The organism is Streptomonospora alba (genome assembly GCF_000826685.1).
In the GTDB taxonomy this organism is placed as follows: domain Bacteria; phylum Actinomycetota; class Actinomycetes; order Streptosporangiales; family Streptosporangiaceae; genus Streptomonospora; species Streptomonospora alba.
Genome location: NZ_JROO01000062.1, coordinates 1 through 25,295 on the forward strand (window position 1 = coordinate 1; position 25,295 = coordinate 25,295).

Annotated in this window: 19 protein-coding genes; 6 read left to right on the forward strand and 13 right to left on the reverse strand. The window is 72.5% G+C overall.

What is annotated here, in order from left to right:
• The first annotated feature begins 229 nt into the window (after nt 1–229).
• The gene (locus tag LP52_RS24355; RefSeq protein WP_040276752.1) at nt 230–847 is read left to right on the forward strand and encodes a TetR/AcrR family transcriptional regulator; all 618 of its coding nucleotides are present in this window, start codon (nt 230–232) and stop codon (nt 845–847) included.
• 215 nt (nt 848–1,062) lie between these two features.
• Here the strand turns inward: LP52_RS24355 and LP52_RS24360 are convergent, their stop codons facing one another.
• The 9 genes from LP52_RS24360 to LP52_RS24400 form a co-directional block, all read right to left on the reverse strand.
• Nucleotides 1,063–1,797 carry an SDR family NAD(P)-dependent oxidoreductase gene (locus LP52_RS24360; protein ID WP_040276753.1) on the reverse strand — a complete coding sequence of 245 codons (735 nt, stop codon included), beginning with the start codon at nt 1,795–1,797 and terminating at the stop codon, nt 1,063–1,065.
• A gap of 473 nt (nt 1,798–2,270) precedes the next feature.
• Nucleotides 2,271–3,272, reverse strand: coding sequence for a GntR family transcriptional regulator (locus LP52_RS24365; protein ID WP_040276754.1), 1,002 nt, complete (start codon nt 3,270–3,272; stop codon nt 2,271–2,273).
• An 8-nt stretch (nt 3,273–3,280) separates the two neighbouring features.
• Nucleotides 3,281–4,309, reverse strand: coding sequence for a 4-hydroxythreonine-4-phosphate dehydrogenase PdxA (gene pdxA, locus LP52_RS24370; protein WP_040276755.1), 1,029 nt, complete (start codon nt 4,307–4,309; stop codon nt 3,281–3,283).
• Nucleotides 4,306–5,472: a four-carbon acid sugar kinase family protein gene (locus LP52_RS24375; protein ID WP_040276756.1), complete on the reverse strand. Its 1,167-nt coding sequence runs from the start codon at nt 5,470–5,472 to the stop codon at nt 4,306–4,308. Before LP52_RS24375 ends, pdxA begins: the two co-directional genes overlap by 4 nt.
• Entirely contained in the window at nt 5,469–6,509 is a 1,041-nt protein-coding gene (locus tag LP52_RS24380) for a 2-keto-3-deoxygluconate permease (protein ID WP_040276757.1), read from the reverse strand. Before LP52_RS24380 ends, LP52_RS24375 begins: the two co-directional genes overlap by 4 nt.
• A gap of 388 nt (nt 6,510–6,897) precedes the next feature.
• Nucleotides 6,898–7,605 carry a GntR family transcriptional regulator gene (locus LP52_RS24385; RefSeq protein ID WP_040276758.1) on the reverse strand — a complete coding sequence of 236 codons (708 nt, stop codon included), beginning with the start codon at nt 7,603–7,605 and terminating at the stop codon, nt 6,898–6,900.
• Between the two features lie 77 nt (nt 7,606–7,682).
• Entirely contained in the window at nt 7,683–8,426 is a 744-nt protein-coding gene (locus LP52_RS24390) for a maleate cis-trans isomerase family protein (RefSeq protein WP_040276759.1), read from the reverse strand.
• Nucleotides 8,427–8,473: 47 nt separating this feature from the next.
• Complete coding sequence (locus LP52_RS24395; RefSeq protein WP_040276760.1) at nt 8,474–9,352, reverse strand: maleate cis-trans isomerase family protein; 879 nt, start codon at nt 9,350–9,352, stop codon at nt 8,474–8,476.
• Nucleotides 9,353–9,428: 76 nt separating this feature from the next.
• The gene (locus tag LP52_RS24400; RefSeq protein ID WP_202966168.1) at nt 9,429–9,911 is read right to left on the reverse strand and encodes a DUF3830 family protein; all 483 of its coding nucleotides are present in this window, start codon (nt 9,909–9,911) and stop codon (nt 9,429–9,431) included.
• Nucleotides 9,912–10,577: 666 nt separating this feature from the next.
• On the opposite strand from LP52_RS24400, the gene LP52_RS24405 reads away from it, so the two are divergent.
• The 3 genes from LP52_RS24405 (at nt 10,578) to LP52_RS24415 (ending at nt 13,992) form a co-directional block, all read left to right on the forward strand.
• Entirely contained in the window at nt 10,578–11,585 is a 1,008-nt protein-coding gene (locus LP52_RS24405; protein WP_040276762.1) for a D-2-hydroxyacid dehydrogenase, read from the forward strand.
• A gap of 93 nt (nt 11,586–11,678) precedes the next feature.
• Nucleotides 11,679–13,121: an amidase gene (locus tag LP52_RS24410; protein ID WP_052810241.1), complete on the forward strand. Its 1,443-nt coding sequence runs from the start codon at nt 11,679–11,681 to the stop codon at nt 13,119–13,121.
• A 193-nt stretch (nt 13,122–13,314) separates the two neighbouring features.
• Nucleotides 13,315–13,992 carry a response regulator transcription factor gene (locus LP52_RS24415; RefSeq protein WP_040276764.1) on the forward strand — a complete coding sequence of 226 codons (678 nt, stop codon included), beginning with the start codon at nt 13,315–13,317 and terminating at the stop codon, nt 13,990–13,992.
• Nucleotides 13,993–14,030: 38 nt separating this feature from the next.
• Here the strand turns inward: LP52_RS24415 and LP52_RS24420 are convergent, their stop codons facing one another.
• Nucleotides 14,031–15,755 carry a sensor histidine kinase gene (locus tag LP52_RS24420; RefSeq protein ID WP_052810231.1) on the reverse strand — a complete coding sequence of 575 codons (1,725 nt, stop codon included), beginning with the start codon at nt 15,753–15,755 and terminating at the stop codon, nt 14,031–14,033.
• Between the two features lie 1,463 nt (nt 15,756–17,218).
• Between LP52_RS24420 and LP52_RS24425 the strand changes: the two genes are divergently transcribed.
• Together LP52_RS24425 and LP52_RS24430 are read left to right on the forward strand one after the other, a co-directional pair.
• Nucleotides 17,219–18,373: a hypothetical protein gene (locus LP52_RS24425; protein WP_157036465.1), complete on the forward strand. Its 1,155-nt coding sequence runs from the start codon at nt 17,219–17,221 to the stop codon at nt 18,371–18,373.
• Nucleotides 18,374–18,752: 379 nt separating this feature from the next.
• Nucleotides 18,753–20,072, forward strand: a complete 1,320-nt coding sequence (locus tag LP52_RS24430; RefSeq protein ID WP_040276766.1) for a hypothetical protein — start codon at nt 18,753–18,755, stop codon at nt 20,070–20,072.
• Between the two features lie 852 nt (nt 20,073–20,924).
• On the opposite strand, the gene LP52_RS24435 is transcribed toward LP52_RS24430, so the two are convergent.
• The 3 genes from LP52_RS24435 to LP52_RS24445 all read right to left on the reverse strand — a co-directional run bounded on the left by LP52_RS24435 (nt 20,925) and on the right by LP52_RS24445 (nt 24,932).
• Entirely contained in the window at nt 20,925–22,187 is a 1,263-nt protein-coding gene (locus LP52_RS24435) for a L,D-transpeptidase (RefSeq protein WP_052810232.1), read from the reverse strand.
• A 279-nt stretch (nt 22,188–22,466) separates the two neighbouring features.
• Nucleotides 22,467–24,044 (reverse strand): LCP family glycopolymer transferase, encoded by a 1,578-nt coding sequence (locus tag LP52_RS24440; protein ID WP_052810233.1) that lies wholly within the window; start codon nt 24,042–24,044, stop codon nt 22,467–22,469.
• 618 nt (nt 24,045–24,662) lie between these two features.
• Complete coding sequence (locus LP52_RS24445) at nt 24,663–24,932, reverse strand: GlsB/YeaQ/YmgE family stress response membrane protein (protein WP_040276767.1); 270 nt, start codon at nt 24,930–24,932, stop codon at nt 24,663–24,665.
• Nucleotides 24,933–25,295: the final 363 nt, after the last annotated feature.

A 25,295-nucleotide genomic window follows, 5' to 3' on the forward strand; every position in this document is an offset into this window, starting at 1 on the left:
CGGTCGGGGGCCGCGCATGTCTGGCCTTAGGAGGGAGGAGGGGTCAGGACCGGGGGAACGCTTTCGCGGGCATCGTGGGCATACCCCTGCGCGTTCTGCGTCCCTGGCTGAGCAGCATCCCACCCGCTCCGACGACCCGGAAACCCCACCAGCCCATGGTCGGACCCGGCTACCGGTTCAGCGCCGGCGAGTTCTAGCCTGCCTGGTCAAGAACCCGTATCGTCGTGGTATGCCACGACCCCGGAAGTTCGACGAGGACGGTGTCGTCGAGGCCATCCGCCAGGAGTTTTGGGACAAGGGCTACGCGGCGACGTCGGTCGACGATCTCATGCGTGTCAGCGGGCTGGGCAAGGGCAGCCTGTACGGAGCTTTCGGTGACAAGCATGACTTGTTCCTGCGGGTGCTGCGCGAATACGACGACGCCAACGATCGAATGCTCCGCGAGCGGCTGGCGTCCGTGCCGCGGGGCATCGACCTCGTGCGCGAGTTCGTGCGAGGTCCGAGCTGTGACCCCACCGGGGCATCCGCCCGGCGCGGATGCCTCCTGGCCAACAGCACGGCCGAGCTGGCAGCGAGCATGCCGGATGTTGCGGCCGAGGCCCGACGCAGCTACGACGCGACCACCAAGGTCCTGACGGAGGCGATCGAGCGGGCCCAGCACGAAGGCGACGTGGATCCCGATGCGGATGCCGACCAGATCGCCTATGCGGTTCTTGCCGCCCAGCTTGGCGTGGTCGCGCTCGGACGGACGGGTATGGGTGTCGACGCGCTCGCCTCTGTAGCCGAGTCCGCTCTGGCTCGGCTGCTGCCGTCGCGGGCTGGTGCGCGATCTCACGCCGGCCAGTAGCCACCAGCGCGGATGACCAGGTCCTCGATCCCAGCGGCTGCGAGCGCACCGGCCCGCGCTTCGCCGCGCTCACGGCTCGGCGAACCAAAGCGTGGGCTGGTGCGCACGAGCGAGGCCCTGCCACACCAGCCCGACTTTGGCGCGGTTCACCGGGAAGCCGCCTTGGGTGGGCCTACCCCGACGGAATCAGGCGCCTTGGATGCGGATTGAGGGCATCAGACCTGCGCGGCGCCGCCGTCGGCGGCGAGGTCGGAGCCGTTGAGGTAGCTGGAGGCGTCCGAGGCCAGGAAGGTGGCGGCCGCGGCGATCTCCTCCGGTGCGCCGTGCCGACCCAGAGGAATGATCTCCTTGGCCTGTTCCCGGACTTCCGCGGGGACGAGATCGTGCAGGCCCGGAGTCGAAACCATGCCCGGCGAGAGCACGTTGATCCGGAAGCCGTACTGCCGCGAGCTGTGGGCCCAGCCGCGGGCCAGGTTACGCACCGCGGCCTTCGTCGCCGCGTAGATCTCGAGACCGTAGGAAGGGCGTCTCGCGGCGCTCGATCCGGTCAAGATGATGGATGCACCTGAGCGAAGCAGCGGCAATGCCTTCTGGACAGTGAAGACGGCACCCTTGACGTTGGTGGCGAACAGGGCGTCGACCTGATCCTCGGTGACCTCGCCCAAGGGGGTCTCGATGCCGATACCGGCATTGGCGACCACGATGTCGACGTGCCCAGCCTGCTCGCGGACAGTCTCGTAGAGAGCGTCGAGATCGGCGGGCACGGCGGAGTCGCAGACCACGGCGGTCACATTCTCGCCGAGCTCGGCGGTTGCCATGTCGAGCGCTTCCTTGCGACGGCCGGTGATGAACACCTTCGCGCCTTCGTCGCGGTATGCCCGCGCGATCGCGAGCCCGATGCCGCTGCTTCCGCCGGTAACCACCGCGGTCTTGCCCTTCAGGACGGCCACGCCACCCACCTCTTCAGATTATGGACTTTTTCGTCCATAACTCTGCCTGATTTGGACTACTCAGTCAATAAAGGTGGCGCGCGTCTCCGAGGTCGCGCCGAGGCGCGGTTCGCTGGGACGGCGGCAAGACCGTGATCTCCGTCGGCTTCGCCCACGGCGCTGCGGAAGCCCGCTCCGGGCACTCCTTCCGCACCCGCCGGCCCGGTCGCCGCGGCAGCCGGCGAAGCGGCACTCGCGGGCCGCCCGAGCCCCTGCGGGCGGTCGAACGACTCACCGAGCCCCGAGCAGAGGCGCCCGGGCATGCCGATACCGGTGCGGAGGTGAGCTCCGCACGCGTGGGCGTCATACTCGCCGGTTCACGAGTCGGCTGACGCACGGGGTTCACAACCGGTACCGGCTACTTCGGTGACGAGGCGCACCTGCTCGTCGTCGCACATGGTCGAGCCCGCGGCGGGTGGAGGCTTGGAACGCCCCTACGGCTCCTCCGCCGCCAGTCGGTCCAGCTCAGTACGCAGCTCGTGCGCCAGTTCCCGCGCACGATGCAGCCGGTCACAGCGGGACGGGTCGGGCGCCTCTGCTTCCCCCGATTCCGCTGTCTCCGCCGCATCTCCCGCTCGTGCACTCGCACCACCGGGTTCCGCAAGTGCCGTACTCTTCGCACGCGCACCGGCGCCCGCGTCAGCGCCGCCGCCCGCGGCCTCCGCGAACGCCGTACCCGGTTGCAGGCGCACCTGCTCGGTGGACTCGTCGGCCTCGATGTCGAACACCACCCGGTCCGAGCGGTGCCAGCTCTCGAACCACTCCAGCGGGGCGCCCTCCTGGTCGAAGGTGCTGCCCTCCAGTAGCAGCAGCGGCGCGTCGGCCGGAACTCCCAGCGCCTCCGCGATCACGGGGTCGGCCGGAACCGCGCGCACCTGGCGCCGACCGCTCCGCGGCTGGGCGCCGAAGTGCGACTCCAGCAGCCGGTGCAGCGAGGCGTCGGCGAGCATGTCCGCGCTGAGGCCCGGCACCCGGTCCGCGGGCAGCCAGGTGCGCACGTAGGAGAGCGGGTCGCCGTCCACCGAGCGCACCCGCTCCAGCCGCAGCACAGTGCGGGTGCCCAGGTGCCGGGCGACGTGCGCGGGCGGGGAGGGGGCCTCCTCCAATCGGACGACCCGGGTCGCCAGGCGCAGCCCGCTGCGCGAGAACTGGTCGAACAGCCCGGTCACCCGCTGCACCAGCCGCCGGTGCTCGATCCCGGCCGTGGCCACCGCCGCGCGCCCCGGGTCGCGCCGGATCGCCCCATCGGCCTCCAGCGTGGACAGCGCCTGGCGGACCACGCTGCGCGAGACGCCGAAGCGCTCCTGCAGCGCCGCCTCGCTGGGCAGCGTGTCGCCGGGCGCGATCGCCCGGTCGCGGATCTCGGCGCGCAGCGCCGTCGCGATCTGCGCGTGCAGCGGGCGGGGGTCGGACCGGTCCACGGGCATGGTCGGCATTGTAGGGCTCAGACGGCGGTCTGCGCGCTTTGCCGGACGTGCGCCCACCCGGGCGCCAGCTCGGCCGCGCGGCGGATGGCCAGCACCAGGCTGGCCTCGCGCGCGATCCCCTGCCCCGCGATGTCGAACGCGGTGCCGTGGTCGACGGAGACCCGCACCACCGGCAGCCCCACGGTGATGTTGACGCCGTCGTCGCCGTAGACCGCCTTGAAGGGCGCGTGCCCCTGGTCGTGGTAGCAGACGGTGATCAGCTTCCATTTGCCCTGCACCGCGGCCGGGATCAGTGCGTCGGCCGGCAGCGGCCCCGAGGCGTTGACGCCTGCCGCGCGCGCCCGCTGCACGGCGGGCTCCAGCACGTCGGCGTCCTCGTCGCCGAACAGCCGGTTCTCCCCGGCGTGCGGGTTGAGCCCTGCCACGCCGATGGGCTCCTCCGGCGTGCCCAGAGCCGCGGCGAATGCGCCTGCCAGCCGCAGCACCGCGTCGGTGCGCTCCGGGGTGACCAGCCGGATCGCGTCGGCCAGCGACACGTGGGTGGTCAGGTGGAAGAAGTACAGATCGCCTGCCGACAGCACCAGGCTGAAGTCCTCGACGCCGAACTCGTGCGCCAGCAGTTCGGTGTGCCCGGGCCAGGAGTGCCCGCCGAGGTGCATGGCGGCCTTGTTCAGCGGCGGGGTGACGATCCCGTCCACGAACCCGCGGCGGGCGAGGTCGCAGGCCGCCATGACGAAGCGCGCGGCACCGTCGCCGGCCTCCGCGCTCAGCTCGCCGTAGGGCACGTGCGCCAGCGACGGGCCGACCTGGACGACGTCGATGGTCCCGGGCCGGTCTTCGGCCTGGTCGGGCGAGTCGACCACGTGCACCCGCTCCGGGTCGCCTCCGGCCAGGCCGACCCCGGCGCGCAGCGCGTCGGCGTCGCCCACGACCAAGGGGCGGCACACCTCGCGCAGCTCGGGGTGGTTCAGCAGCGACTTGGCGGTGATCTCCGGGCCGATTCCGGCGGCGTCGCCGAGGGTGATGGCCAGGGTGGGTCGGGTCATGACCGGTACCTCCTGTTCCGGACCGCCTCAACGGCGGTGAGCAGTGCGTCGGGGGTGCCGAACCCCCCGGCCTTGGTGACGATGGGCCGCCCGTGCAGGCCTCCGCCCGAGAGCGTTCCGGCGGGGATGCCCGGCGCGACCTCGCCGGTGAGCGCGATCCCGGTGGCGCCGAGCGCGTCGGCGAGCGCGCGGGCGCCGTCGCCGCCGGTGACCACGAACCCGGCGACGGGGTGCCGCTCGGCGAGGCCGGCGGCCAGCGCGCCGAAGCGCCGGGCGACCTCGGTGGGCTCAAGCCGCGGAGTGCGCTCCTGCGGGGCGACGAGGGCGAGGGCGTCGCCGGCGTCGGCCAGGCGTCGGTCGGCTTCGGCGCACCACGCCTTCCACGCCGTGTCGTCGGAGAGGGCCGCGGCGTCGCAGCACTGGACCGGCAGCTCACGGGCGAGCCGGTCGACCTGCTCGCGGGTGGTGGCGTGCAGCGAGGTCACGACGACCAGCGCGGGCGGGGCCGCGGGGGCCCACGCCTCGGCCATCGGCGCCGCCAGCCCGGCCGATCCGACGGGGACGGCGCGGGGCCCCAGGTGCGCGATGGCCGCTGCCAGGCGCTCCAGGTCCTCGGGTGTGCGGGCGTCGGCGACCACGACCGGACCCGCGTCGGCGAGCCGGGCGGCGTCGGCCGCCGTGTCCGCGCTCCCGAGGACCACCTGCGCCGCGCCGAGCAGAGTGGGGATGTGGCTTTCGCGCACCGGCGTCACGGGGTCGGCGCCCACTGGCGTGCGGTGCACGGGTGTGCCCTCCACGAGCAGGACGCCGTCCTCGACGGTGCGCCCTGCCTCGGGGAACGCCGGGCACACGACGGCGACCGCGTCCGCCGCCCAGCTCCGCCGGGCGGCCTCGATCTCGGCCGCGACCTGCCCGCGCAGGGTGGAGTCGACCTTCTTGTACAGGTGGCGGGTGCCGCGCAGGGCGCGCACGCGCTCGGTGACGGCAGCGGCGGCCGCGTCGGGGCCCAGCGCCCGCGAGTCGGTGCTCAGGGCGACCACGTGGGCGCCGCCGCCGGCGCCCGCCAGGCGCAGCTCGGTCGACCAGCCGGCGCGCAGGAAGCGCACCGCGGTGTCGTTGGCGCCGGTGAGGTCGTCGGCGACCACGGCGATCTCGGGTGTCACGGCTTCGCCTCCTCCGGGGATGCGGCATCCTCCCGCTCACCGGCCTGTTCGGCGTCCTCCTCGGCGCGGGCGCCGGTGGCCCCGCTGCGCTTGAGGGCCCAGGAGGCCAGCATCGGCGCGAGTACCGCGGTGACCAGCACACACGCGGCCACCTGCGAGGTCGCGGCGCCCACGTAGGACTGGAAGGAGGGGTCGGCGGCGGCGACGATCGCCGGGGTGGCGATGGAGTTGCCCGAGGTGGTTCCGGCGGCGAACCCGATGCCGCTCTCGCCGCCGCGGCGCAGGATCAGCCGGTAGCCCAGGTAGACCAGTCCGCCGGTGATGGGGGTGATGAGCACGCCCAGGACGATGCCGCTGAGCCCGCCGGAGGCGACGTCGGCGAGGTCGATCCCGGTGCCGAGGGCGAAGGAGAAGAAGGGGATGACGATGGCGGGCACCGGCGCCAGGGTCTCGCGCCACTGGGAGTCGAGGTTGCCGACGACCACGCCCAGGATGAACGGGATGATGGCCGCGAGCAGCGCCGTGAAGGGGATCTGGCCGAGCCCGGAGGCGCCGATGAACAGCAGCGCGAAGAACGGCCCGTCGTTGACCGCGCCCGCGATGTAGGCGCCGCGGTCGCGGGCACGCCCATACTGGCCGGTCAGCGCCAGCCACAGCCCGCCGTTGGAGTTGGTCCCGGCGGCGAGCAGCGCGAGGATCGATACGCCGAACAGGCCGTCGGGCCCGGTCACCGCGCCGAGTGCGACGATGATCAGGCCCGGAACAATGCTCTTGCCGAGTAGTACGACGCCGGTGGTGGCGAGGACGGGCCCGCCGGTGCGCAGTGTGACCTGGGTGCCGGTGGCGAAGATGAGCAGCGCGATGAGCGGTAGCGCGCTGTCCTTGAAAAGCGCCGTGGTGAACCCGCCGATGTCCAGTGCGGCGGGGGCGAAGGTGCCCATCAGTGATCCCAGCAGCAGCGGGATGAGCATGAGCCCGCCGGGCAGGCGGTTCATCGTCCCGAACAGTGGGACCAGGCTGCCATGGCCTCGGCTCATGGCTGCTCCTCTCCGGGGCGGGATCGCGTCCGTCCCCACAGGTCTCGTCATGATTGTACGGACAGAGTGTACGTACAGCGAGTGGCGTGCGCCACCTCGCCTCGCGTGGCGTGTGCCGGCTTGCCGCTGAGCGGTACCGCGCCGTCGAGGGAGGGGATGCTGTGCGTTCGGCGCCGAGTCGGCGGGCGGCGCTTCGCGGTCGCGGCCCCCGTGCCGCAGCCTCCGGTGTGCGGGGCCCGGGCGGTTTCCGGGAAGTTCCTCGCCTTCCAGAAGAGGGCTCTCGTGCGCTCGCCTTCACACGAGACGACCCGCGGCGCCCACTCGGGAGAGGGGCGCCGCGGGTCGTGGTGTGGTCGGGCGGACGGTCACCGGTCCGTACCGCCCCGGCTCAGTTCCGCCCGGTCGAGGAGTGCTCCGCCGCCGACGGGCCGGTGGCGCCGGTGGCGTTGATGCGCTCGACGGTGTCGAGCATGTGGGACTCGATGAGGGAGAGCAGGTGCGCCTCGTCGCCCTCCGTTATGGCGTCCAGCAGCTTCTGGTGCTCGTCGACGAGCTCTGCCGCCTCGGGGTAGACGTCCTGCATCACGGTCAGGCACATGCGGGTCTCCACCAGCAGGGTCTGCGCCATGCGCTCCAGCCGCCGATTGCCCGAGCAGCTCACCAGGGTCTGGTGGAAGGCCTGGTCGGCATCGCTCATCTCGGTGCGGTCCCCGGTCTCGGCGGCATCGACGAGGCGGTCCAGCGAGGCCGTCAGGCGTGCCAGCGCCTCGCCCCTGTTGCCGCGCATGACCAGTTCACACGCGGCGCGCTCGACCGCCAGGCGCGCCACGTAGATGTCGCGTACATCCTCGGCTTGGAGCTCGCGGACGAACAGGCCGCGGTGCCGCTCGCTGCGCAGCAGCCCTTCCTGGACCAGCCGCTGCATCGCTTCGCGCAGGGGGCCGCGGCTCACCCCCAGTCGAGCCGCGAGGTCGGTCTCGCCCAGCTGGTCGCCGGGCGCCAGGTGGCCGTACATGATCGCCGACCGGAGCTGGTCGGCGATCAACGCTGCGGTGGACCTTCGCGGCACGGGTTCGAGTCCGCCGTGGGAGCTCATGGCATCCGTTCTCCTCTCGTCCTCGTGCGCGTGCCGTGGTCGGTGCCCGCCGCGCGCCGCAGCGGGCACTCATGGTGTCAGTGCTCGGTCGAGGCGGGCACCCGAGCCCCCGAGCGGAACAGAGTGCCCAGACCCTCGCGGGGAGCGGCGGCGCCCGCCAGGCGCAGTCCCTCCCACACGCTGACCTGGTTCGCGGTCAGCACGGTCTTGCCCAGCCGCTCCTCCAGGGCGTCCAGGATGGCCGCGCTGTGCAGGGCGGTGTCGGGCACCAGGACGGCCTCGGCGTCGGGGTGGTCGCCGGCGGCCACCCAGTCGAGCACGTCCTCGCCGGACAGGGTGCCGACCTCGGCCGCGGTGACGATGCCGCGCCCGGCCCAGGCGACCACCTCGATGCCGGCTGCGCCGAGGAACTCCACGAAGCGTTCGGCGACGTCCTCCGGGTAGCTGGCGGCGATGGCCACGCGTTCGATCCCCAGTGCACGCAGCGCGTTGACGAACGCGAACGAGGTGCTGGAGGCCGCTGCGCCCGTCTCGTCCTCGACCGCCTGGGCCTGGGCGCGAGCGCCGTCCCAGCCGAAGACGAAACTGCCGCTGGTGCAGGCCCACACGGCGGCGTCGACGCCGTGCTCCCGCAGTTCGCGCGCGCCCTCGCCCAGGACGTCGGAGCCGCCGACGTCCAGCAGGGCGTCGACCCGGTGGGCGTCCTCGCGCATCAGGGTGTGTACGAGGTGCAGCCGGACGTCGCCGCCCAGCTTCTCCTCGAACACCGGGTAGTCGTCCTCGGCGCTGTAGCCGGGGTAGAGGAATCCGACACTGGGCATCTGCGTATACCTCCCCATCTGGGAGCCGCTGCGGTCCGGGGCGGCCGTCATGCGGCGGTGGTGCGGGCGGTGGCGTCGATGAGGTGCTGGCCGTGGGCGACGGGCCGGCGGCCCATCGACTGCATCGCGGCCCACATGGTGACCTGGTTGGCGGCGATCACCGGCTTGCCGAGCATGCGCTCCAGCGGCGCGATGATGTCGTAGGTGAGCACGTTGGTGCAGCTGATGAACACGGCCTCGGCGTCGGGCCGGTCGGCCTCGCGCACCGCCTGGACGACCTCGGAGTAGGTGGTCTTCCAGATGTGGCCGAGCAGGCCCAGGCCGACGCTGGAGGCCGACTCCACGCCGTGCTCCGCCAGGTACTCCAGCAGCCGGTCGGTGACGCTGTCGACATAGGGCGTGACCACAGCGATGCGGCGTACGTCCAGCGCCTCCAGCGCCTGGATCGTGGCCCCGGAGGTGGTGACCGCCGCGGGGGCGCCGGCGTCGAGGATGCTCTGGCGCAGTCGGAGCTGGCCCTCGGCCCCGTGGACGAAGCTGCCCGAAGCGCACGCGTAGCCCACCACCAGGGGCTCGGGGGCCAGCAGGTCGCGGGTCGCGCGGGCGACGTCGTCGCCGTTGCTCAGCGCCGAGGCCTGGTCCACGGTCACCGGTACCGGGACGAACGGCAGCCGCGTGACATAGAGCGAGACGTCGTCAGGTGCCCAGCGCCACAGCTCGCGGTCGAGCGCGAAGTCGTAGGGCGCCACGATGCCCACGCCGGACTGCCACGGGGTCTCGGCCAGGGCGGAGATCTCCACCACCTCGGCGGAGGCCGCGGGTGCGTCCTCAGCCGGGTCGGGGGCGGTTTCGAGGTGCTCGAGGAGGACCCGCTCTTCCTGGTCGCCACCGCTCACCGGTTCTCCGGCGGTCCGATCGGTCCGCATTGGTCACTCACCTCCTTCTCTGCGTGTTATCGGTTTCGGGGCAGCGGGAACCGCGGCCCCCGGGGCACAGCGGTCGCTATTCCTCAAGCCGCCGGTAGAGGAGGCGCTCGCCGATCGCGCCGGAGCGCCAGACGTCGTTGCAGGCCTCGGCCATGGGGCCCAGGCCCTCGACGATGGTGGCGTAGACGTTGCCGGGCACCCAGCCGACGTCGCCGTTGAGCAGCAGGTTGTTGCGGCCGTAGAAGATGGCGAGGTCGATGACGCCGGGGAGGTGGTCGATGCCCTTCTCCTCCTTGAACCGGCGATCGAGCATGCCGCCGGGGAAGGAGAAGTAGACGACGTCGCCGGGGATGGGCGTGACCGTGGGGTTCTCCTGGCCGGGCTCCTCGGCGGCGAACCGGGGGACCATGGCGTAGACCTCGTTGCGGGCGTACTTGGCGTGGTAGACGTCGCCGCCCTGGGGGAGCGCCTCCCAAACCGTGTCGCAGGTGCGGGGGGCGTCCTTGTCGAGGAGTTCGGCCACACAGGAGACGCCGCGCTTCTCCAGGCCGATGGTCATGTACCGGGGCATCGTCGAGTTGGGCCTTTCTAACTGGGCACCGTGATACGCCGCCGCAGGGCACGGGTCGTGCGTCTCCCGGGCGGTGGTGGGATGAGACTGGGTCGGCCGGCGCGGATTCGGGGCGCTGGGCCTCCCGAGTGGGAGGCGGCTGGGCCGATGATGGGACTTATGGTGCTAGCGGGTGGTAGTGAGCTGGGCGGCAGCCGCTTCGCGGCGGGCGCTGCCGGTATGTGGATCTCTTGAAGCGTGTGGTCGTCAACGCTCAGCCCCTGGTCCCCGGTGCAGCAGAGCCGGATGGCACCAGGATCAACGATGCTGATTGTCAACAACCATACGATCGCGAAGCCCGACACAGCAACGTGTGGAGGCGCTGACGCGTGGCGTCGCGGCGCCCGTGCTCACCGCCGCGTCGCCACCACCCTTGGCGACAGCGGCAGCGGCCGGGTGGAAATTCCATCGGGCCGCTCAGAGGATGGGAGTGCCGCAGGTCGGCCCTGCTCACCCCCGCAGTACAGACTCTCCGCATATTGTTGACAATCCTACGGACTCTGCCTAGCGTTTCAACCGCTTCGCGGTACCCCGCCATTGGACGGCAGTGATCGGGGGTAGGCAGAGCAGCGACACCATCGGCCGCCCACGTCAGTGAACCCGGAGCCGCACGAAGTGACATCCGAAAACCCGCCGCAGACCCGCCTCGCCGTTCTGCACGGAGGCGACCTGCCGCCCGGTAGTGAGCGCATCGAGGCCGACCCGAGGCTGGCCTCCGTCCGCTACGCTACCGCCGACCGGCTGCACGAGGTGCTGCCCGGCGCCCACGCGCTGTTCGTCTGGGATCTGTTCTCCGAGGCGGTGGAGGACGCCTGGCCCAAGGCCGACAGCCTGCGCTGGGTGCACGCCGCCACCGCCGGCGTCGACAACCTCATGTTCGACAGGCTGGTCGGCAGCGACGTGACCGTCACCAACTCCCGCGGCGTCTTCGACGAGCCCATGGCCGAGTACGTCCTGGGCCTGGTCGTCGCCTTCGCCAAGGATCTGCCGGCCACCCTCGACAACCAGCGGCGCCGCGAATGGCGCCACCGCGAGACCGAGCGCGTCGGGGGCAAGCACGCCCTGGTGATCGGCACCGGCCCCATCGGCCGCGCCATCGCCCGCCAACTGCGCGCCGTCGGCATGACCGTCGAAGGCGCCGGCCGCACCGCGCGCACCGAAGACCCCGACTTCGGCACCGTGGTCGAGTCCTCCCTGCAGACGGCGGCCCCCGGCCTCGCCGAGGCGCTGCCGCGCGCCGACTACGTCGTGCTGGCCGCACCCCTGACCGACGCCACACGCGACCTCGCCGACGCCGCCTTCCTCGCCCGCATGCGGCCCCACGCCCGGCTGATCAACGTCGGCCGCGGCCAACTGGTCGACGAGGACGCGCTCGGGCGCGCCCTGCGCGCCGAAGAACTCGCCGGCGCGGCGCTCGACGTCACCCGCACCGAGCCGCTGCCCGAGGACTCCCCGCTGTGGAGCGCGCCCGGCGCCCTCATCTCCCCGCACATGTCCGGCGACGTCGTCGGCTGGCGCGATGAGCTGGTCGAGCTGTTCGCCGACAACCTGGAGCGCTTCCTCGGCGGGAGCCCGCTGCGCAACGTCGTCGACAAGCGCCGCGGCTACGTGTCCGGTCCCTGACACCCGCCCCCGGCCGCGCGGCCGGGGGCCTGCGCTCCGCCCACCCCGTGCCGACGCGAGGAAGGACAGAGATTGAGTACCAAGTACGAGGGGCTGGACCAGGGAGACACCCGGCAGCCGCGGGACGCGGACGCCCCCGCGCAGGCCGACTCCCCGGCCTGGATGTCGGCCACCGAGCTGCTCGGCTCCTACGCCCGCGGCGAGCTCTCGCCGGTCGAGGCCACCGACGCCGTACTGGAGCGCATCGAGCGCGACAACCCCGCCCTGAACGCCTTCTGCCTGGTCGAACCGGACGAGGCGCGCGCCGCCGCGCGCGAGTCCGAGGGACGCTGGAGCCGCGGCGAGCCCGCCGGCCGGCTCGACGGGGTACCCACCTCGATCAAGGACATCATGCTCACTCGCGGGTGGCCCACCCTGCGCGGCTCCCTCAACGTCGACCCGGACCAGCCCTGGACCGAGGACTCCCCGGTGGTGGCGCGGCTGCGTGAGGAAGGCGCGCTGTTCGTCGGCAAGACCACAACGCCCGAGATCGCCTGGAAGGGCGTCACCGACAGCCCGCTGTACGGCGTCACCCGCAACCCCTGGGACCTCAGCAAGACGCCCGGCGGCTCCAGCGGCGGCGCCGCGGCGGCCGTGGCCGCGGGCATGGGCCCGCTGTCCACCGGTACCGACGGGGGCGGGTCCGTGCGCATCCCCGCCAGCTTCACCGGCGTCTTCGCCATCAAGCCCACATGGGGACTGGTGCCGCATTATCCGGCGAGCGCCTTCGGCAGCCTCGCCCACTCCGGTCCCATAACGCGCACCGTCGCCGACGCCGCGCTCATGCTCGACGTCATCACCCGACCCGACCCCCGCGACTGGGGCCGGCTGGACACGCCCGCCTACTCCTTCACCGAGTCCTTGGACACCCCCATGCGCGGGCTGCGCATCGCCTACAGCCCGGCGCTGGGCCATCTGTCGGTCGATCCCGAGGTCGCGCGCATCGTCGCCGAGGCCGTCCAGGCCTTCGAGGAGTCGGGCGCCGTCGTGGAGGAGGCCGACCCTCCGATTCCGGAGTCGCGCGAGCACTTCCAGATCCTCTGGTACGCGGGAGCCGCCAAGGCGACCGAGGCCCTCACTGAGGCCCAGCGCGACAGGCTGGACCCCGGTCTGCGGGAGATCGTCGACGAGGGTCTGACCTACTCCGCGCAGGACTACCTGACGGCCATGGCCACCCGGATGTCGATGGGCGAGGCGATGGGGCGCTTCCACGAGGACTACGACCTGCTGCTGACCCCGGCCATGCCCATCACCGCTTTCGAGGCGGGCCTGGAGGTTCCGCCCGATTCCGGCGATCGGCGCTGGACCGGCTGGGCGGGCTTCTCCTACCCCTTCAACATGACCCAGCAGCCCGCTGCGAGCGTCCCCTGCGGCTTCACCGAGGCCGGCCTGCCGGTGGGCCTGCAGGTCGTCGGCCCGCGCCACGGCGACGCCCTGGTCATGGCGGCCTGCCACGCCTTCGAGAGCGCGCGGCCCTGGGCCGGCCGGCTCGCCTGACGGGACGCCCGGGGAGACGCACCCGGGAGGCGCACAGCCGGGTCGTAGTGGGGCTCTCAGTCCGAATACGACCCGGCTCGGCTCACTTCCGGGACTTTGGGCCTATGCGATTCGTGGCTTTCGGCGGTGCTTGTACCGGCGCGGGCCGCTACGGTCGTACCCGGGCAGGTGTCGCTAGCGAAACGAGGCGTCGATGACCACCGCACGTGCGGACGCAGGGTCGGGGTCCGAGTCCATCCGCGTCTTCCTGGTCGACGACCACGAGGTCGTCCGGCGGGGTGTGGCCGCGATGCTGGAGAGCGAGCCGGACATGGAGGTCGTGGGCGAGGCGGGCACCGCCGAGCAGACCCTGGCCCGCATTCCGCTCGCGGCGCCCGACGTGGCCATCCTGGACGTGCGGCTGCCCGGGGGGTCCGGGGTGAGCGTGTGCCGCGAGATCCGCTCCGACCATCCCGGCATCGCCTGCCTGATGCTGACGTCCTTCGCCGACGACGACGCCCTCTACGACGCGGTGATGGCCGGGGCGGCGGGCTACGTCCTCAAGCAGATCCACGGGGCCGACCTGGTCGGCGCGGTGCGCACCGTGGCCGCCGGCGGCTCCCTGCTGGATCCCGCCAGCGCCGGCCGCATGCTGGAGCGGCTGCGCGAGGGCACGCCCGAACCCGACCCGCTGGCCGAGCTGAGCCCGCAGGAGCGCCAGATCCTCGACCTGATCGGCGAAGGGCTGACCAACCGGCAGATCGGCGAGCGGCTCTACCTGGCCGAGAAGACGGTGAAGAACTACGTGTCCAGTCTGCTGTCCAAGCTCGACCTCAAGCGCCGCACCCAGGCCGCCATCCTCGTCGCGGAGCTGCGCAGCAAGCGGCGCTGAGGACCGCGGGCTCGGCCTCCGGGGCGGGCCCCGTCCGCTCAGGCGGGCACCTGCGTGCCGCCCTCCTGGCGGCTGCGCAGCGGCACGCTCCAGCGCAGCGCTGTGCCGCCGGTGGGAATCGGGTCCACACCGAACTCGCCGCCCAGCGACACCGCCCGCTCGGCCAGATTGCGCAGCCCGCTGCGGCGGCCGTTGTGGGGAATGCCGCGGCCGTTGTCGTCGACCTGCAGGGTGAGTCGGTCGTCGGCCTGCACCGAGACGTGCACTTCCGATGCGTCGGCGTGGCGGGCGACGTTGGACAGCGCCTCGCCCAGCACGGTCAGCAACTGCTCGCCGACGTCCTCGGGCACCGAGGTGTCGATGGCCCCCTCCAGCCGAACGCCGGGCTGGCAGCCCAGCGAGCGCGCCGCGCCCTCGGCCGCGGTCAGGATGCGGTCGCGCAGCGAGGTGTGCTGGGGCTTCGGGGGCAGTTGGAGCGCGAACACGGTCGAGCGGATCTCGCGGATGGTCTCGTCCAGGTCGTCGATGGTGCGCTGCACCCGGTCGCCCGCCTCGGCGTTGCCGATCAGGCGCACCGTGCTCATCAGCGTCATGGCCGAGGCGAACAGCCGTTGGATCACCACGTCGTGCAGATCCTTGGCGATGCGGTCGCGCTCCTCCAGCACCACCAGCCGCTCGGCGTCGCGGCGCGCCTCCGCCAACTCCAGGGCCACCGCGGCCTGCGCGGAGAAGGCGTCGATCATCCGCCGCGTGGCCTCGTTGAACGGGGACCGGGCGTTCATCTTGCCCAGCAGCAGCACGCCGCGGGTCTGGTCGGGCGTGCCGATCGGCACCAGCAGCCCCGGGCCGAAGCCGCGGTGGGTGAGCATCGGGCAGTTGGCCTGGCGCAGGTCGGCGATGGTGGCGGGCTCGCCGTTGCGGTAGACCCAGCCGCACTTGGTGTCGGACATGCCGATCGGCGTGCCGATGACCTGGTCTGCGACCGGTCCGTCGGCGATCTCGGCGATGAGGTCGCGTTCGCGGGAGTCGGGCAGCAGCACGACCGCCACGTCGGCGTCGGACATCTCGCGTGACTGCTGGGCGAGGTAGCCGAGCACCTCGTCGCTGTCGGCGCCGGAGAGCAGCCGCGTGGTGATCTCGGTGGAGGAGGACAGCCAGCGCTCCCGCAGCCGAGTCTCCTCGTAGAGCCGCGCGTTCTCGATGGCCACGCCCGCCGCAGTGGCCAGCGCGGTGACGATGGCCTCGTCCTCCTCGTCGAACTCCCCGGCGTTGCGCTTCTCGGCGAGGTAGAGGTTGCCGAAGACCTCGTCGCGCACCTGGATCGGCACGCCCAGGAACGACCGCATCTGCGGATGGCCCTCGGGCATCCCGTGGAACTCCGGGTGCTGGGAGGCGTCGCGCAGCCGCAGCGCGGCGCGGTCGCGGGTGGGTACGGAGAGGATGCCCTTGCCGAGGGGGAAGACGTGGATGCCGGCGGCCTGCTCGGAGCTGAGCCCGACCGGGATGAACTCGGCGAAGTGCCCGTGCTCGTCCAGCACTCCGAGCCCGGCGTAGCGCGCGTCGACGAGCGTCGCGGCGGCCTCGGTCAGGCGGCGCAGCACGGTGGCGAGGTCGAGGTCGCTGCCGATGGACAGGACGGCTTCCAGCAGGGAGTGCACGCGGTCGCGGGTCGACAATGCGGACTCCAGCCGGACATGCAGTTCGGAGATGAGCTCGTCGAGCCGCATCTTGGGGAGCAGCGAGCGTTCCGGGATGTCGGACATCGGATGCGCACCTCCGGGTGCATACGTTATCGCGGAGGGCGATCGCCGTACCCCGAATCGGTGGAACCGGGGGATATACGGGGCCGGGGCGTTCCCCGCCGCCGCACGGGGGCAGTGCGATCGACCGGCGCCCCCGGGGCCGGGGCGCGGAAGCCCGTCCTCGGCAGGATACGGCACCGGCAACGGAGAATCATGCCCAAACGGACGGAAACCGGTAGCTGTCAGGCGGAGTGGACGCTGGGAAGCCGAGCGCGGGGGACGGGGTGGAGGGGGCGTGAGCGCGTCCGCAACCGGCTCGGACAGGGCGGAATGAGGTGTTCCGGGTGCCCGGGGATCGCGATGCGGCGGTGGGGACGATGCGCGGCGGATGGTGGGGGGCGGCGGCGCTCGGAGCTGCGGTCGTCGGGCCGGGGCATGCGACGAGGGCGGCGACGACAGCGGGTGGCTCGGACAGCGGCCATCGGTACGGCCGGCGTCGGGCTGGGCATCCGGCGGTCGGCGGCAAACGGACCCAGCCCCTGGCGGCGGGCGCTCGACGAGGGACGGCTCGCCGGCGGGCCGGAACGGGGGCGATCCGAGGACGACCGGTGCAGGGCCGCGCGACGACACCGGCGCTACGCCGATTCGGGTCTTCCGGCGCGCCGCAGCAGCGTGAACACCTGGGAAACCGCTCCTGGAATGCCCGGATCGCATCCCGCTCCGGCCTCCCGCACCGCCACGGAGGCGACGATCTCGGCGAAGCCGCTCCCCGGGCCTCCGCGGCGTGCTTTGCGCGCACCTCGGCGCGGCGCGACGGTTGGAATCGGCTGCGCATGCGAGCAGAACGGATGAATCGCCACTTCCTTTTCGCATAGCGAAATCCGAAGGCGTGCGGCGCCGCAGAAGGGCGTGCTGCGTCGAACGTGTCCGGGCAGCACACGTTCCCCGATTAGAGCGGCGGATCCTCCCGCCGCGATCGGGGCGCCCGGTCCGACGACGGCGGTACCGATGGCGCCCACCCGAATCCTCAGACGCCATTCCCGCCCTCGGCAGGTGACCGGCGCGGCGCCGACAGGGCCGTTGGCCGAGCCCCGGGCCTCCGCTGTCGTCGCCGCCCTCGTCGTACGCCCGACCCGAAGCGCGCAGCATCGGTGAATCCGAGCCCGATCCGCCCTCGCCCGCACTCCGCCGTTATCGCGTGGCGCCGACAGCGGAATTCACCTCCGGCGAACACGCTGATATGCGGATATCGGGGACCGCCGGGCGCGCGGATTATGCGGTTGGACGGTTGCTTCCTGTAGTGATCGTGCTACGGTCGCTTCCAATCGAACCGAACCCGGGTTTCGGGTTATCGGTCGGTGCGGGGCGCCGCATCCGGAATTGCCGGAGCGGTGGTGTGGGCTTCGGCCCCGGACACCCGCATCCTGAAGACTCCTGAGAGAGCCTTCCTCGAACTGTAGAGCCTTCCTCGAAAGGGAACCTCCATGCAGGGCACAGACCGTTCGCGACGCGGAGCACGCGTCGCATCGGCTGTGCGTGCGGACCGGCGCTCGCCGGGGGTGTGGCCCTCGGCGCGCCGGTGGCTCGTGGTCGCCGGACTGCTCTCGGGTGCCTGGTTCGCAGGGGCGGCCTACGCCGCTGCGGACGAGGTCGCCGTTCCCGGGCTCGCCGACTCCGCGGAAGCGGGCCAGAGCGCCGTTCAGGAGGGTCCGGACCAGCTCGAGGAAACCGCGGAAGACACCGGCGCGGCCGAGGGCTCCGGCGCGTCCGCGAACACCGACTCCGCCGAGTCGGCGGGACCCTCCGACTCGGCCGGCTCCGGCAGCCGGGACCAGGGCACGCGGCCCGACACGCCAGAGGGCGGTGTGGGCACAGCGGTCCAGGACGGTGTGGACACAGTCGCGACCGAGGCCGTCGGCTCCAAGGACGGCGCCGAAGCCGCCTCCAAGAAGTCCTCCGGCTCCTCCGCGGCTTCCTCTTCTTCCGAGTCTTCCGAGTCCGACCGGCGCAAGCCGGCGGCCGAGCGGATCAGCGGCACGGTCGCGGCCGTCAGCAAGGTCGGCACGTCCGTGCCCGCCTCCGTGACCTCCCCGGGTACGCCCGCCTCGGCCGCGGCGGTGTCCGAAGCCGCGGCGGAGAACGCCGCGCACGGTCTCCCGGCCTTCAGCATGACCGGGTTCGACCCGTCCGGTCTCGACGGCGCCGAGGTCCTTCCGGGCCTGGGCGCCGATGACGAGTCCGACGCCGACACCGTCCCCGGTGCGGGCCGTGTGCAGGACCCCGCCGGACCGGCGGGGCGTGGGACCGGCTCCGCGCCGGGTCTCGGGGAAAGCGCTCAGGCGTTCTCCGCCGCCGCGCCCGTAGCCGACCACGCGGGCTTCGCGCCCTACGGCGGCCCCGCCGCCGAGGCCGTCGGCGACGACGACTCCGGGCCGCGTGACAGCGGCGTCGACCGCCCCGAGGCGGCCGCCGCGGTCGGCTCCGGCGTGAACACCGCTCAGCCCGGCGGCATGTGCGCCGGGTACCTCCCGGCGGCGGCAACGGCCGCCCCGGCTGCGGGCATGCTCCAGTGCGCCCGCCAGGCCCTCGCCGACGTCCCTCAGGACCTCGGCGAGAAGCCGACCTTCTCTCCCGACTAGGACCGCACGCCCGGGACGCGGCGATCGCCCCGCATTGCGCGGCGCGCCTTCGCGCACCCCCTGACTGGCGCCCGGCCCATCGGTCCAGCGGCATCCGCCCACTGGGGGCTGACGTGAGCCCCGTGTCCGTGATCGGCAGCGAGTCCGCTCGCCTCCGCCACGAGGCTCTCGTCAGCCCGAGGTCCGCCAGATCCTCAGGTTGGTCCCGGCATCCACCGTCCCTGCCCGCCACGCACGGACGCGGAGCGCCGGGAGAAGTCCCCTAACTCATCCCAGAACCGCAGAGGGCCTCTGGCCAGGGCTCTCCAGCGGGAAATACGGACACATCAGAGTCCATCCCCAAAGCAACCGAAATTCACATGATCCGGAAGGACGTTCCATGTTCCAGTTCGCTCGCCAGTCCGCCAAGGCCGTTCTCGTGGCGGCCAGTGCCGCAGGAGTCGCCGCTCTCGGCGCGGGTTCCGCCGGAGCCGACGACCTCGGCGCGCTGAGCGCAACTGACTCCCTGCCGACATCCGCCCCGGCCACCGCGGGCCTGCCCGCGGGTCTCGGGGGAGGCGCGAACTCGCTGGTCTCCGGGCTGAAGGACGTCGACCTGCGCACCGTCCAGCCCGCGCCCAACACCGCCAACCTGGGGACCCCGGTCGGCGACATGTCCGGTGTGAGCTCCCAGGCCCAGTCCGGGCTCGGCACCGTCCACGACGCCGTCGGCGGTGCGCGCAACACCGTCGGCCTGAGCCACGCGGTCCACCAGGCGAACCCTGTCGACGGCGCCGCCTCGATGCTGCCTGCCGGCGACCTGCTGTCCGGCCAGGGCCTGCCGGTGTCGACCGGCGCAGTGCAGAGCCTGCTGGGCGGGGCGAGCGGCACCCTGCCGCTGCGCGGCAGCGACCTGCCCGGCCAGGTCGGCCCCGCCAGTGTCCTGCCGACCGGCGCAGTGCAGAGCCTGCTGGGCGGGGCGAGCGGCACCCTGCCGCTGCGCGGCAGCGACCTGCCCGGCCAGGTCGGCCCCGCGAGCGTCCTGCCGACCGGCGCAGTGCAGAGCCTGCTGGGCGGGGCGAGCGGCACCCTGCCGCTGAGCAACGGCACCGTGCCGCAGGCCGAGCCGGTCGACGGCGTCGCGACGACGCTGCCGGCCTACGACACCGTTCCCCAGCAGGGCGACCCCCTGGGCATGCTGCCGACCGGCGACGCGCTCGGCCTGGTCGGCGGCGACCTCTTCTCCATGGTGCCCATCGGCGGCGCCACCGAGACCCTGCCGCTGAGCAACGAGGTGCCCGCCCCGGCCCCCGCCGTGCAGGACCGGCCCGCCGAGGCCGCCGGAGAGGCCGGGGAGGCCGTCGGCGCAGTGGCCGAGGGCGCTGCGGGCGCGGTGCTGCCCAACACCACCGAGCAGGTCGGCCGGGTGGCCGAGGAGCTGCCCGCGCCGTCCACGGAGGGCGTCGAGGAGCAGCTGCCGGAGACCCCGGTCTCCGTCGAGGGCGCCGACACCGAGGCCCTCGAGTCCGCCGTCCCCGGTAGCGAGAAGGTCGGCGACGCCGTGGAGAGCGTCGACGAGCAGGCCCCCTCCGTGAACGAGGTGACCGAGCAGGTCGACGTCAGCGAGACGACGGGCGACGTCGCCGAGGCCGCGGCCGGCGGTGCGGGCGCCACCGGCGCCGTGGACGTCGCCGAGGGCGTCAACACGCCGGTGCTCTAAGCCGGCCTCCGGCGGAGCGCTCGGCGAACCGGGCGCTCCGCACCGAGCCGCCAGACCGTGCACCGCGGCTGATCCGTCGGAGCCGCGGTGCACGTCGGCCCCGGGACGCCGGGAAGCCGATCGGAAGCGCCGCCCTGGGAACTGTGGGGGTTCCCAGGGCGGATTCCCCGGTCGGCTCCCGCTCCCGGGGCCTCTTCGCACCCTGTTCCGCGCCTCCGCACCGTCCCGCCGTCGACCCAGAAGACGGCGGCGGAGCGCGCGGGGCCGGCGACCGTGCAGCGTATTCGCGCCGGGTCGGCCGGGTGCGTCGTCGCGGGGCGTCCCCGGGAAGGAGGGGGCCTGGGGACGCCCCCGTAAGCGGCGGAGCCACCCCGGGAAGGGGAAGGGCCCTCCGCGAAGCATCCGGGACGGGCCACTCCCGAGGTTGCGGCGATGGGGCGCAGCTCGAACAACGAGCGAGCCGGCTTGCCGCCGAACGCACGCAGCACCTTCCTGCGGGGCCTTGGCGCCCCGGAGACGCTTCACATCGCGTCTCTTCTCGTGCCGTCGAGCGGTGGTGCACCGTGCGAGGTCCGGGTCGCCCACTGCTCGGCGGCAAGCCGGCTCACGGCGTTGCGCGCACGCATGCCCCGTTGCCGCAACCTCTGCGGTCGCCGGCGCCAGGGGATCGCGGAGGGTCCCTTCTGCTGTGGCCGGAAACCTCAGAGGTGCCGCCGCCACCCTCCGCACACGACGCGGGGCCCGCCTCCACCGGAGATGCGGTGGAGGCGGGCCCCGCGTTTCGTATCGGCTCCGGCGCCCGGTCGCCCGCCCGTCCAGGCGGAGGCGCGGCTCATCGGAGGCTCGGCGGCCTCACTTCTCGTGGTGCGGGGAGCCCGGGGTGCCGGGCTCGGAGGTGTCGTCGGCCTCGCCGGTGGCACTGTTGGAGATCCACTCCTCGGCGGAGCGCTGCCAGTAGCCCCACCCGTTGGTGACCTCCAGCTCGCGGTCGGTGCCGGTGATGTCGACGGGGTCGCCGCGCAGGCTCTCCTCGTAGAACCACCGCGAGTCGGCGCGGCTCATGTTCACGCAGCCGTGGCTGGTGTTGGCCTCACCCAGCATCGGGTTCGACTCCAGCTCGTGGAGGAACTCGCCGGAGTTGGAGATGCGGATCGCGTAGTCGACGAACACCTCGTAGTACTCCGGGGAGTCCTCGTCGACCCCGAGCGTGTCGTTGCTCATCCGGTAGTCGGTGTGGAAGGCCATGGTCAGGTGGGTTCCCGAGGTGGTGGTGTACTTCCGCTGGGTGGCGTCGCCCAGGCTGACCGGGAACTCCTTGATCACCTCGCCGTCGCGCTCGACGGTCATGTGGTGCTTGTCCTCGTCGATCTCGGTCATCTGCGAGCGCCCGACCTCGAACTCGAAGCTGCGGTTCTTGATGCCCCACACGCCCTCGGAGGCGGCGACGCCGGCGAGGTTCAGGTCGACCCCGACCTTCTGGTGCGGCTCCCAGTACTCCTCGGTGCGGAAAACCGCCTGCTTGTCGCCGAACCAGTTCCATGCGCCCTTGGCCGGCTTCTCGGAGGTGACCTCCATCGCGGCCTCGACCTGGGCCTTGTTCTCGACCGGCATGTCGAAATCGACGACGATCGGCATGCCGACCCCGACGGTGCTGTCGGGCTCGACGCTGATCGACTTGATCTCCAGGCGCTGCCCCTCGACCGGCGGGACGGTGGAGAACTCGCTGATGGACTCGATGGACTCGCCCTCGTCGTTCTCGGCCACAGCGGTGACGGTGACGTCGCTGCCGGGGTGCAGCGTCCAGTCGCTGACCCACTCGGACTTGTCGTCGTTGTAGCTGCCGGTCATGCTCGTGTCGGGCTCGCCCTCGGAGGGTTTCTGCTCGACCTGCACGTCGGTGATCTTGCCGTTGTTCGCACTCACGACGATGGGGGAGTCGGGTCGGACCTCGCTGCCGCCGTCCTCGGGAGTGATGGAGACCTCGGCGGGGGCGACGGTCGGTTCCTCGTTGGCCAGGTCGCCCTCGCCCGTGCTGCAGGCCGACGCCGCCATCATGACGGCGGCGGCCGCGGCGCCAAGCGCGGCCGCGGGCCGGCGTGGAAAGCGGAAAGTCACTTCGGGGGTCCTCCAGGTCGTCGGTTCGTGGGCACGACCCCGGGTGTGGCAGGAGGGATGCCACCGCGGCTCGGCTGCGGGGGCGGGTCGGCCACAGTGCGATGTGGGGGTTTGGTACCCGATGACTGTGACGCGCGAACTCGGAGGTTGGTTCGCACAAATCACAGATTTTCCTGCGGAACCCATCGCTGACCACCGGTGCCCCGCCTCCGGAGGCGGCTGGTCGGCGGGCTTCCGGGCGGCCGGAACCGGTGAGCGGCGCCCGCGCGGGCGCCGCTGTCACATCTGCGGCTCTGCGCTCTCCTCGGTGTCCTGCGTACCCCGGCCCAGGCCGTTGGCGCAGGGGTTGGAGGTCGCGTCCCGCCCCGTGATCGGCTCGTCGGCCGACGGCTCTCCGCCGCCGGGCGAGACGCTCGGTTCGGCGGCGTCCTCGGTACCGGCGACGGGGTCGGAGGCATCGTCGGTCTGCGGCGAAGCGGCGTCCGCGCCCTCGGCGTCCCCGGTCCCGCTCGCGTCGGCATCGCCCTCGGAGCCGTCGGCTTCCTGCTCTCCGGTGATCAACAGGCGGTCCTCCACCGGCCGATCGTGCCGGACGGCGGAGAACAGCCGCGCTGCGGCGTCGGCGTCCCAGACCACGCGGTTGGCGTCGAACGGCGCGCGCTGCCAGGGCACCGTGTAGAACGCGATGTCGGACGGGTCGGTCCCGGCCAGCGTCGAGGCGATCGAGACCATCGTCGGCAGGGTGAACGCGCCGTCGGTGCCGGTGTGCTCGGACAGTGCGCGGAGCATGCCGGTGGCCTGGCTCGGATGGGTCAGCAGGTCGCTGTCGGCGGCCTCGTCGGCCAGCGCGCCCAGGAACATCTGCTGGCGGTCGATGCGCCCGATGTCGCCGCCGTTGCCGATCTCGTAGCGCGCCCGGACGAACGACAGCGCCTCCTCTCCGTCCAGCCGCTGCCGGCCGGCGTCGAGGTCGAGCTTGGCCCGCTCGTCGTGCATGGGGCGCGGTATGCACATCTCCACGCCGCCGATCGCGTCGACCATCTCGCGGAATCCGACGAAGGTCAGGTGCGCGAAGTGGTCGACGCGGATGCCCGTGAGCGACTCGACGGTCTTGACGACGCACGGCGGCCCGCCGTGGAAGAGCGCCGCGTTGATCATGCCGTGGTAAGCGGGGGTGCCCTCGGTCTCGCCGTAGGGGGCGCACTCGGGCAGATCGACCAGGGAGTCGCGCGGGACGTTGATCACGGTGACCCGCCCGTCGGTGGAGATGTGGGCCAGCATCAGGGCGTCGGACCGCTCGCCGACGAAGTCGCGCCCGCCGTAGGCGGCGTTGCCGCCCTCGCGGCCGTCGGAGCCGATGAACAGGATGTTGAGGTCGTCGCCGATCTTCTCGGGCCGGTCCGCCTCGTCGAGTGCGGTGTCGAGGTCGTGGCGGATGATGTCGCCCTGCAGCGACCGGTAGTACCCGTAGGCGGTGGCGACGCCGGCGGTGAGCACGAGTACGAGGGCGACGGCGGTCCACGCGGCCGCGCGCGGCAGCCTCCGGCCCCGCCCGGCAGCGGCGGTACCGGCCGGCTTCGCGGGCGCGCTGCCGGGGACGCCGTCCTGTTCCGCCCCGGCGCCGGCCTCGCTCGCCGCGCCGTCCGCTCCGGTACCGGTCGGCGCGTCCGCCGTATCGGTCGCAGCGGCCTCCTCTGTCTCACCGGCATCGGCGCCGCCGCGCCCGGCATCGTCGGCCTCCGCCGCCCCGTCCGGCGGGGAGGGGGTGTCCGCCGTATCTGCGCCGGGAGAGCCGGGTCGCTCCGGCCGGTCGGATCCTGCGGCGCCGGAATCGGAGCCGGGGGCGTCGTCGGGCATGCGGAATCTCTTCGTGCAGAGGGGTGGGCTGCGCCGGTTCCGGGCAGGCGGAATCGCTGGATCGCGGGCGGGGAGGGGATTCGGCCGGGGTGCACCGGGTGACCGCAGCGGTAGGGGGATCGTACGAGATCGTCGGCTCCGGCGCGCGAGAAGGTTGCGGCTGTTCGTCCGTATATGCCGGGAAATTCAACGGAGATTTCTGCCCCATTGATGACCGCGCAATCTGCGACCGGAACTCGGGGAGGGCCGGGGCCTCCCACGTAGCGGCCGGTCCCGGCGCCGCATCCGGCGGTGGGGACGCTTCGGCGAGTTCGGGCACACGTGGCCCCATCGCGCGGCTTGATCGAGGGCACGGGCGGCTCCGAGAGCCCCGTGCCCCGGCCGTCAGCCTCCGCGGCCGACGCTCCAGGCGCTCCACATCCCAGGCGCTCCACATCCGCAGGATCCGGTTGCGCGACGGATCGCGGTGGAGCGGTCCGGAAAGGGGGAGCGGGGATCTCCTCTGCGGCGCGTGGCCGATCCCTGTTCAGGCGCGCGGAGCACGGCCGGGCGGCCCGCTCCGCGCCGCCCGGCGGGCCGGGGGGGCGCGAGTCGCGCCCCCGGGCGCTCTGAGGCCGATCAGGAACGCTTGCCGCTGCGCATGGCCGAGACCGCGCCGACGCCGGCGACCGCCAGCACGAGCTGGGTGATCAGCTCCCACCAGTCGATACCGGGCGTGTCCGCGTACCCGGCGAAGCCGGCGATCGCCGTGCCGACCAGTGCGGCCGCGATGCCGACGACGATCGTCAGCCAGATCTGGATGTTCTGCTTGCCGGGCAGGATGACGCGGGCCAGTACGCCGATGATCAGCCCGATGATGATCGCGGTGAAGATACCGGTGACCTCCATGACGGTCCCCCTTCGAATCGGTAGTCCGTCACTGGTACCTGTTTCCCGAACGCGCGATGGGATGCGTGCAGCCCGTAATCGACTGGGTGGCGGCCGCCACCCGGCACCGCATCCCGCCGCGCGGCAGCCCGGACACCTGCGCCGCCCCCTAAACGGCGGGGATGCCGGCCCTCCCGCCGTACCCGCATATGCAAGTCCCTGCGTCCAGCACAAGCCCGGGCACCGTGCGGGACCGTCTCGCGCATCGGGTCATTCGTCCTCCTCTGTCTCGATAGCCCGGTGAAAAATGGCCGAATCCGGCCAAGATCGTCCCTTGCGTCCGCGATCGTGAGTGTTCTGGCAGTCATTTCGTATTTGTGAATC

What these genes read in the sequence shown, in the direction of transcription:
- LP52_RS24385 (WP_040276758.1), bottom strand. Translation starts at nt 7,605, where the DNA reads ATGAGCTCCCACGGCGGACTCGAACCCGTGCCGCGAAGGTCCACCGCA.
- LP52_RS24355 (WP_040276752.1), top strand. Translation starts at nt 230, where the DNA reads ATGCCACGACCCCGGAAGTTCGACGAGGACGGTGTCGTCGAGGCCATC.
- LP52_RS24445 (WP_040276767.1), bottom strand. Translation starts at nt 24,932, where the DNA reads ATGGAGGTCACCGGTATCTTCACCGCGATCATCATCGGGCTGATCATC.
- LP52_RS24415 (WP_040276764.1), top strand. Translation starts at nt 13,315, where the DNA reads ATGACCACCGCACGTGCGGACGCAGGGTCGGGGTCCGAGTCCATCCGC.
- LP52_RS24395 (WP_040276760.1), bottom strand. Translation starts at nt 9,352, where the DNA reads ATGCGGACCGATCGGACCGCCGGAGAACCGGTGAGCGGTGGCGACCAG.
- LP52_RS24425 (WP_157036465.1), top strand. Translation starts at nt 17,219, where the DNA reads ATGCAGGGCACAGACCGTTCGCGACGCGGAGCACGCGTCGCATCGGCT.
- LP52_RS24400 (WP_202966168.1), bottom strand. Translation starts at nt 9,911, where the DNA reads ATGACCATCGGCCTGGAGAAGCGCGGCGTCTCCTGTGTGGCCGAACTC.
- LP52_RS24380 (WP_040276757.1), bottom strand. Translation starts at nt 6,509, where the DNA reads ATGAGCCGAGGCCATGGCAGCCTGGTCCCACTGTTCGGGACGATGAAC.
- LP52_RS24440 (WP_052810233.1), bottom strand. Translation starts at nt 24,044, where the DNA reads ATGCCCGACGACGCCCCCGGCTCCGATTCCGGCGCCGCAGGATCCGAC.
- pdxA (WP_040276755.1), bottom strand. Translation starts at nt 4,309, where the DNA reads ATGACCCGACCCACCCTGGCCATCACCCTCGGCGACGCCGCCGGAATC.
- LP52_RS24365 (WP_040276754.1), bottom strand. Translation starts at nt 3,272, where the DNA reads ATGCCGACCATGCCCGTGGACCGGTCCGACCCCCGCCCGCTGCACGCG.
- LP52_RS24390 (WP_040276759.1), bottom strand. Translation starts at nt 8,426, where the DNA reads ATGCCCAGTGTCGGATTCCTCTACCCCGGCTACAGCGCCGAGGACGAC.
- LP52_RS24430 (WP_040276766.1), top strand. Translation starts at nt 18,753, where the DNA reads ATGTTCCAGTTCGCTCGCCAGTCCGCCAAGGCCGTTCTCGTGGCGGCC.
- LP52_RS24420 (WP_052810231.1), bottom strand. Translation starts at nt 15,755, where the DNA reads ATGTCCGACATCCCGGAACGCTCGCTGCTCCCCAAGATGCGGCTCGAC.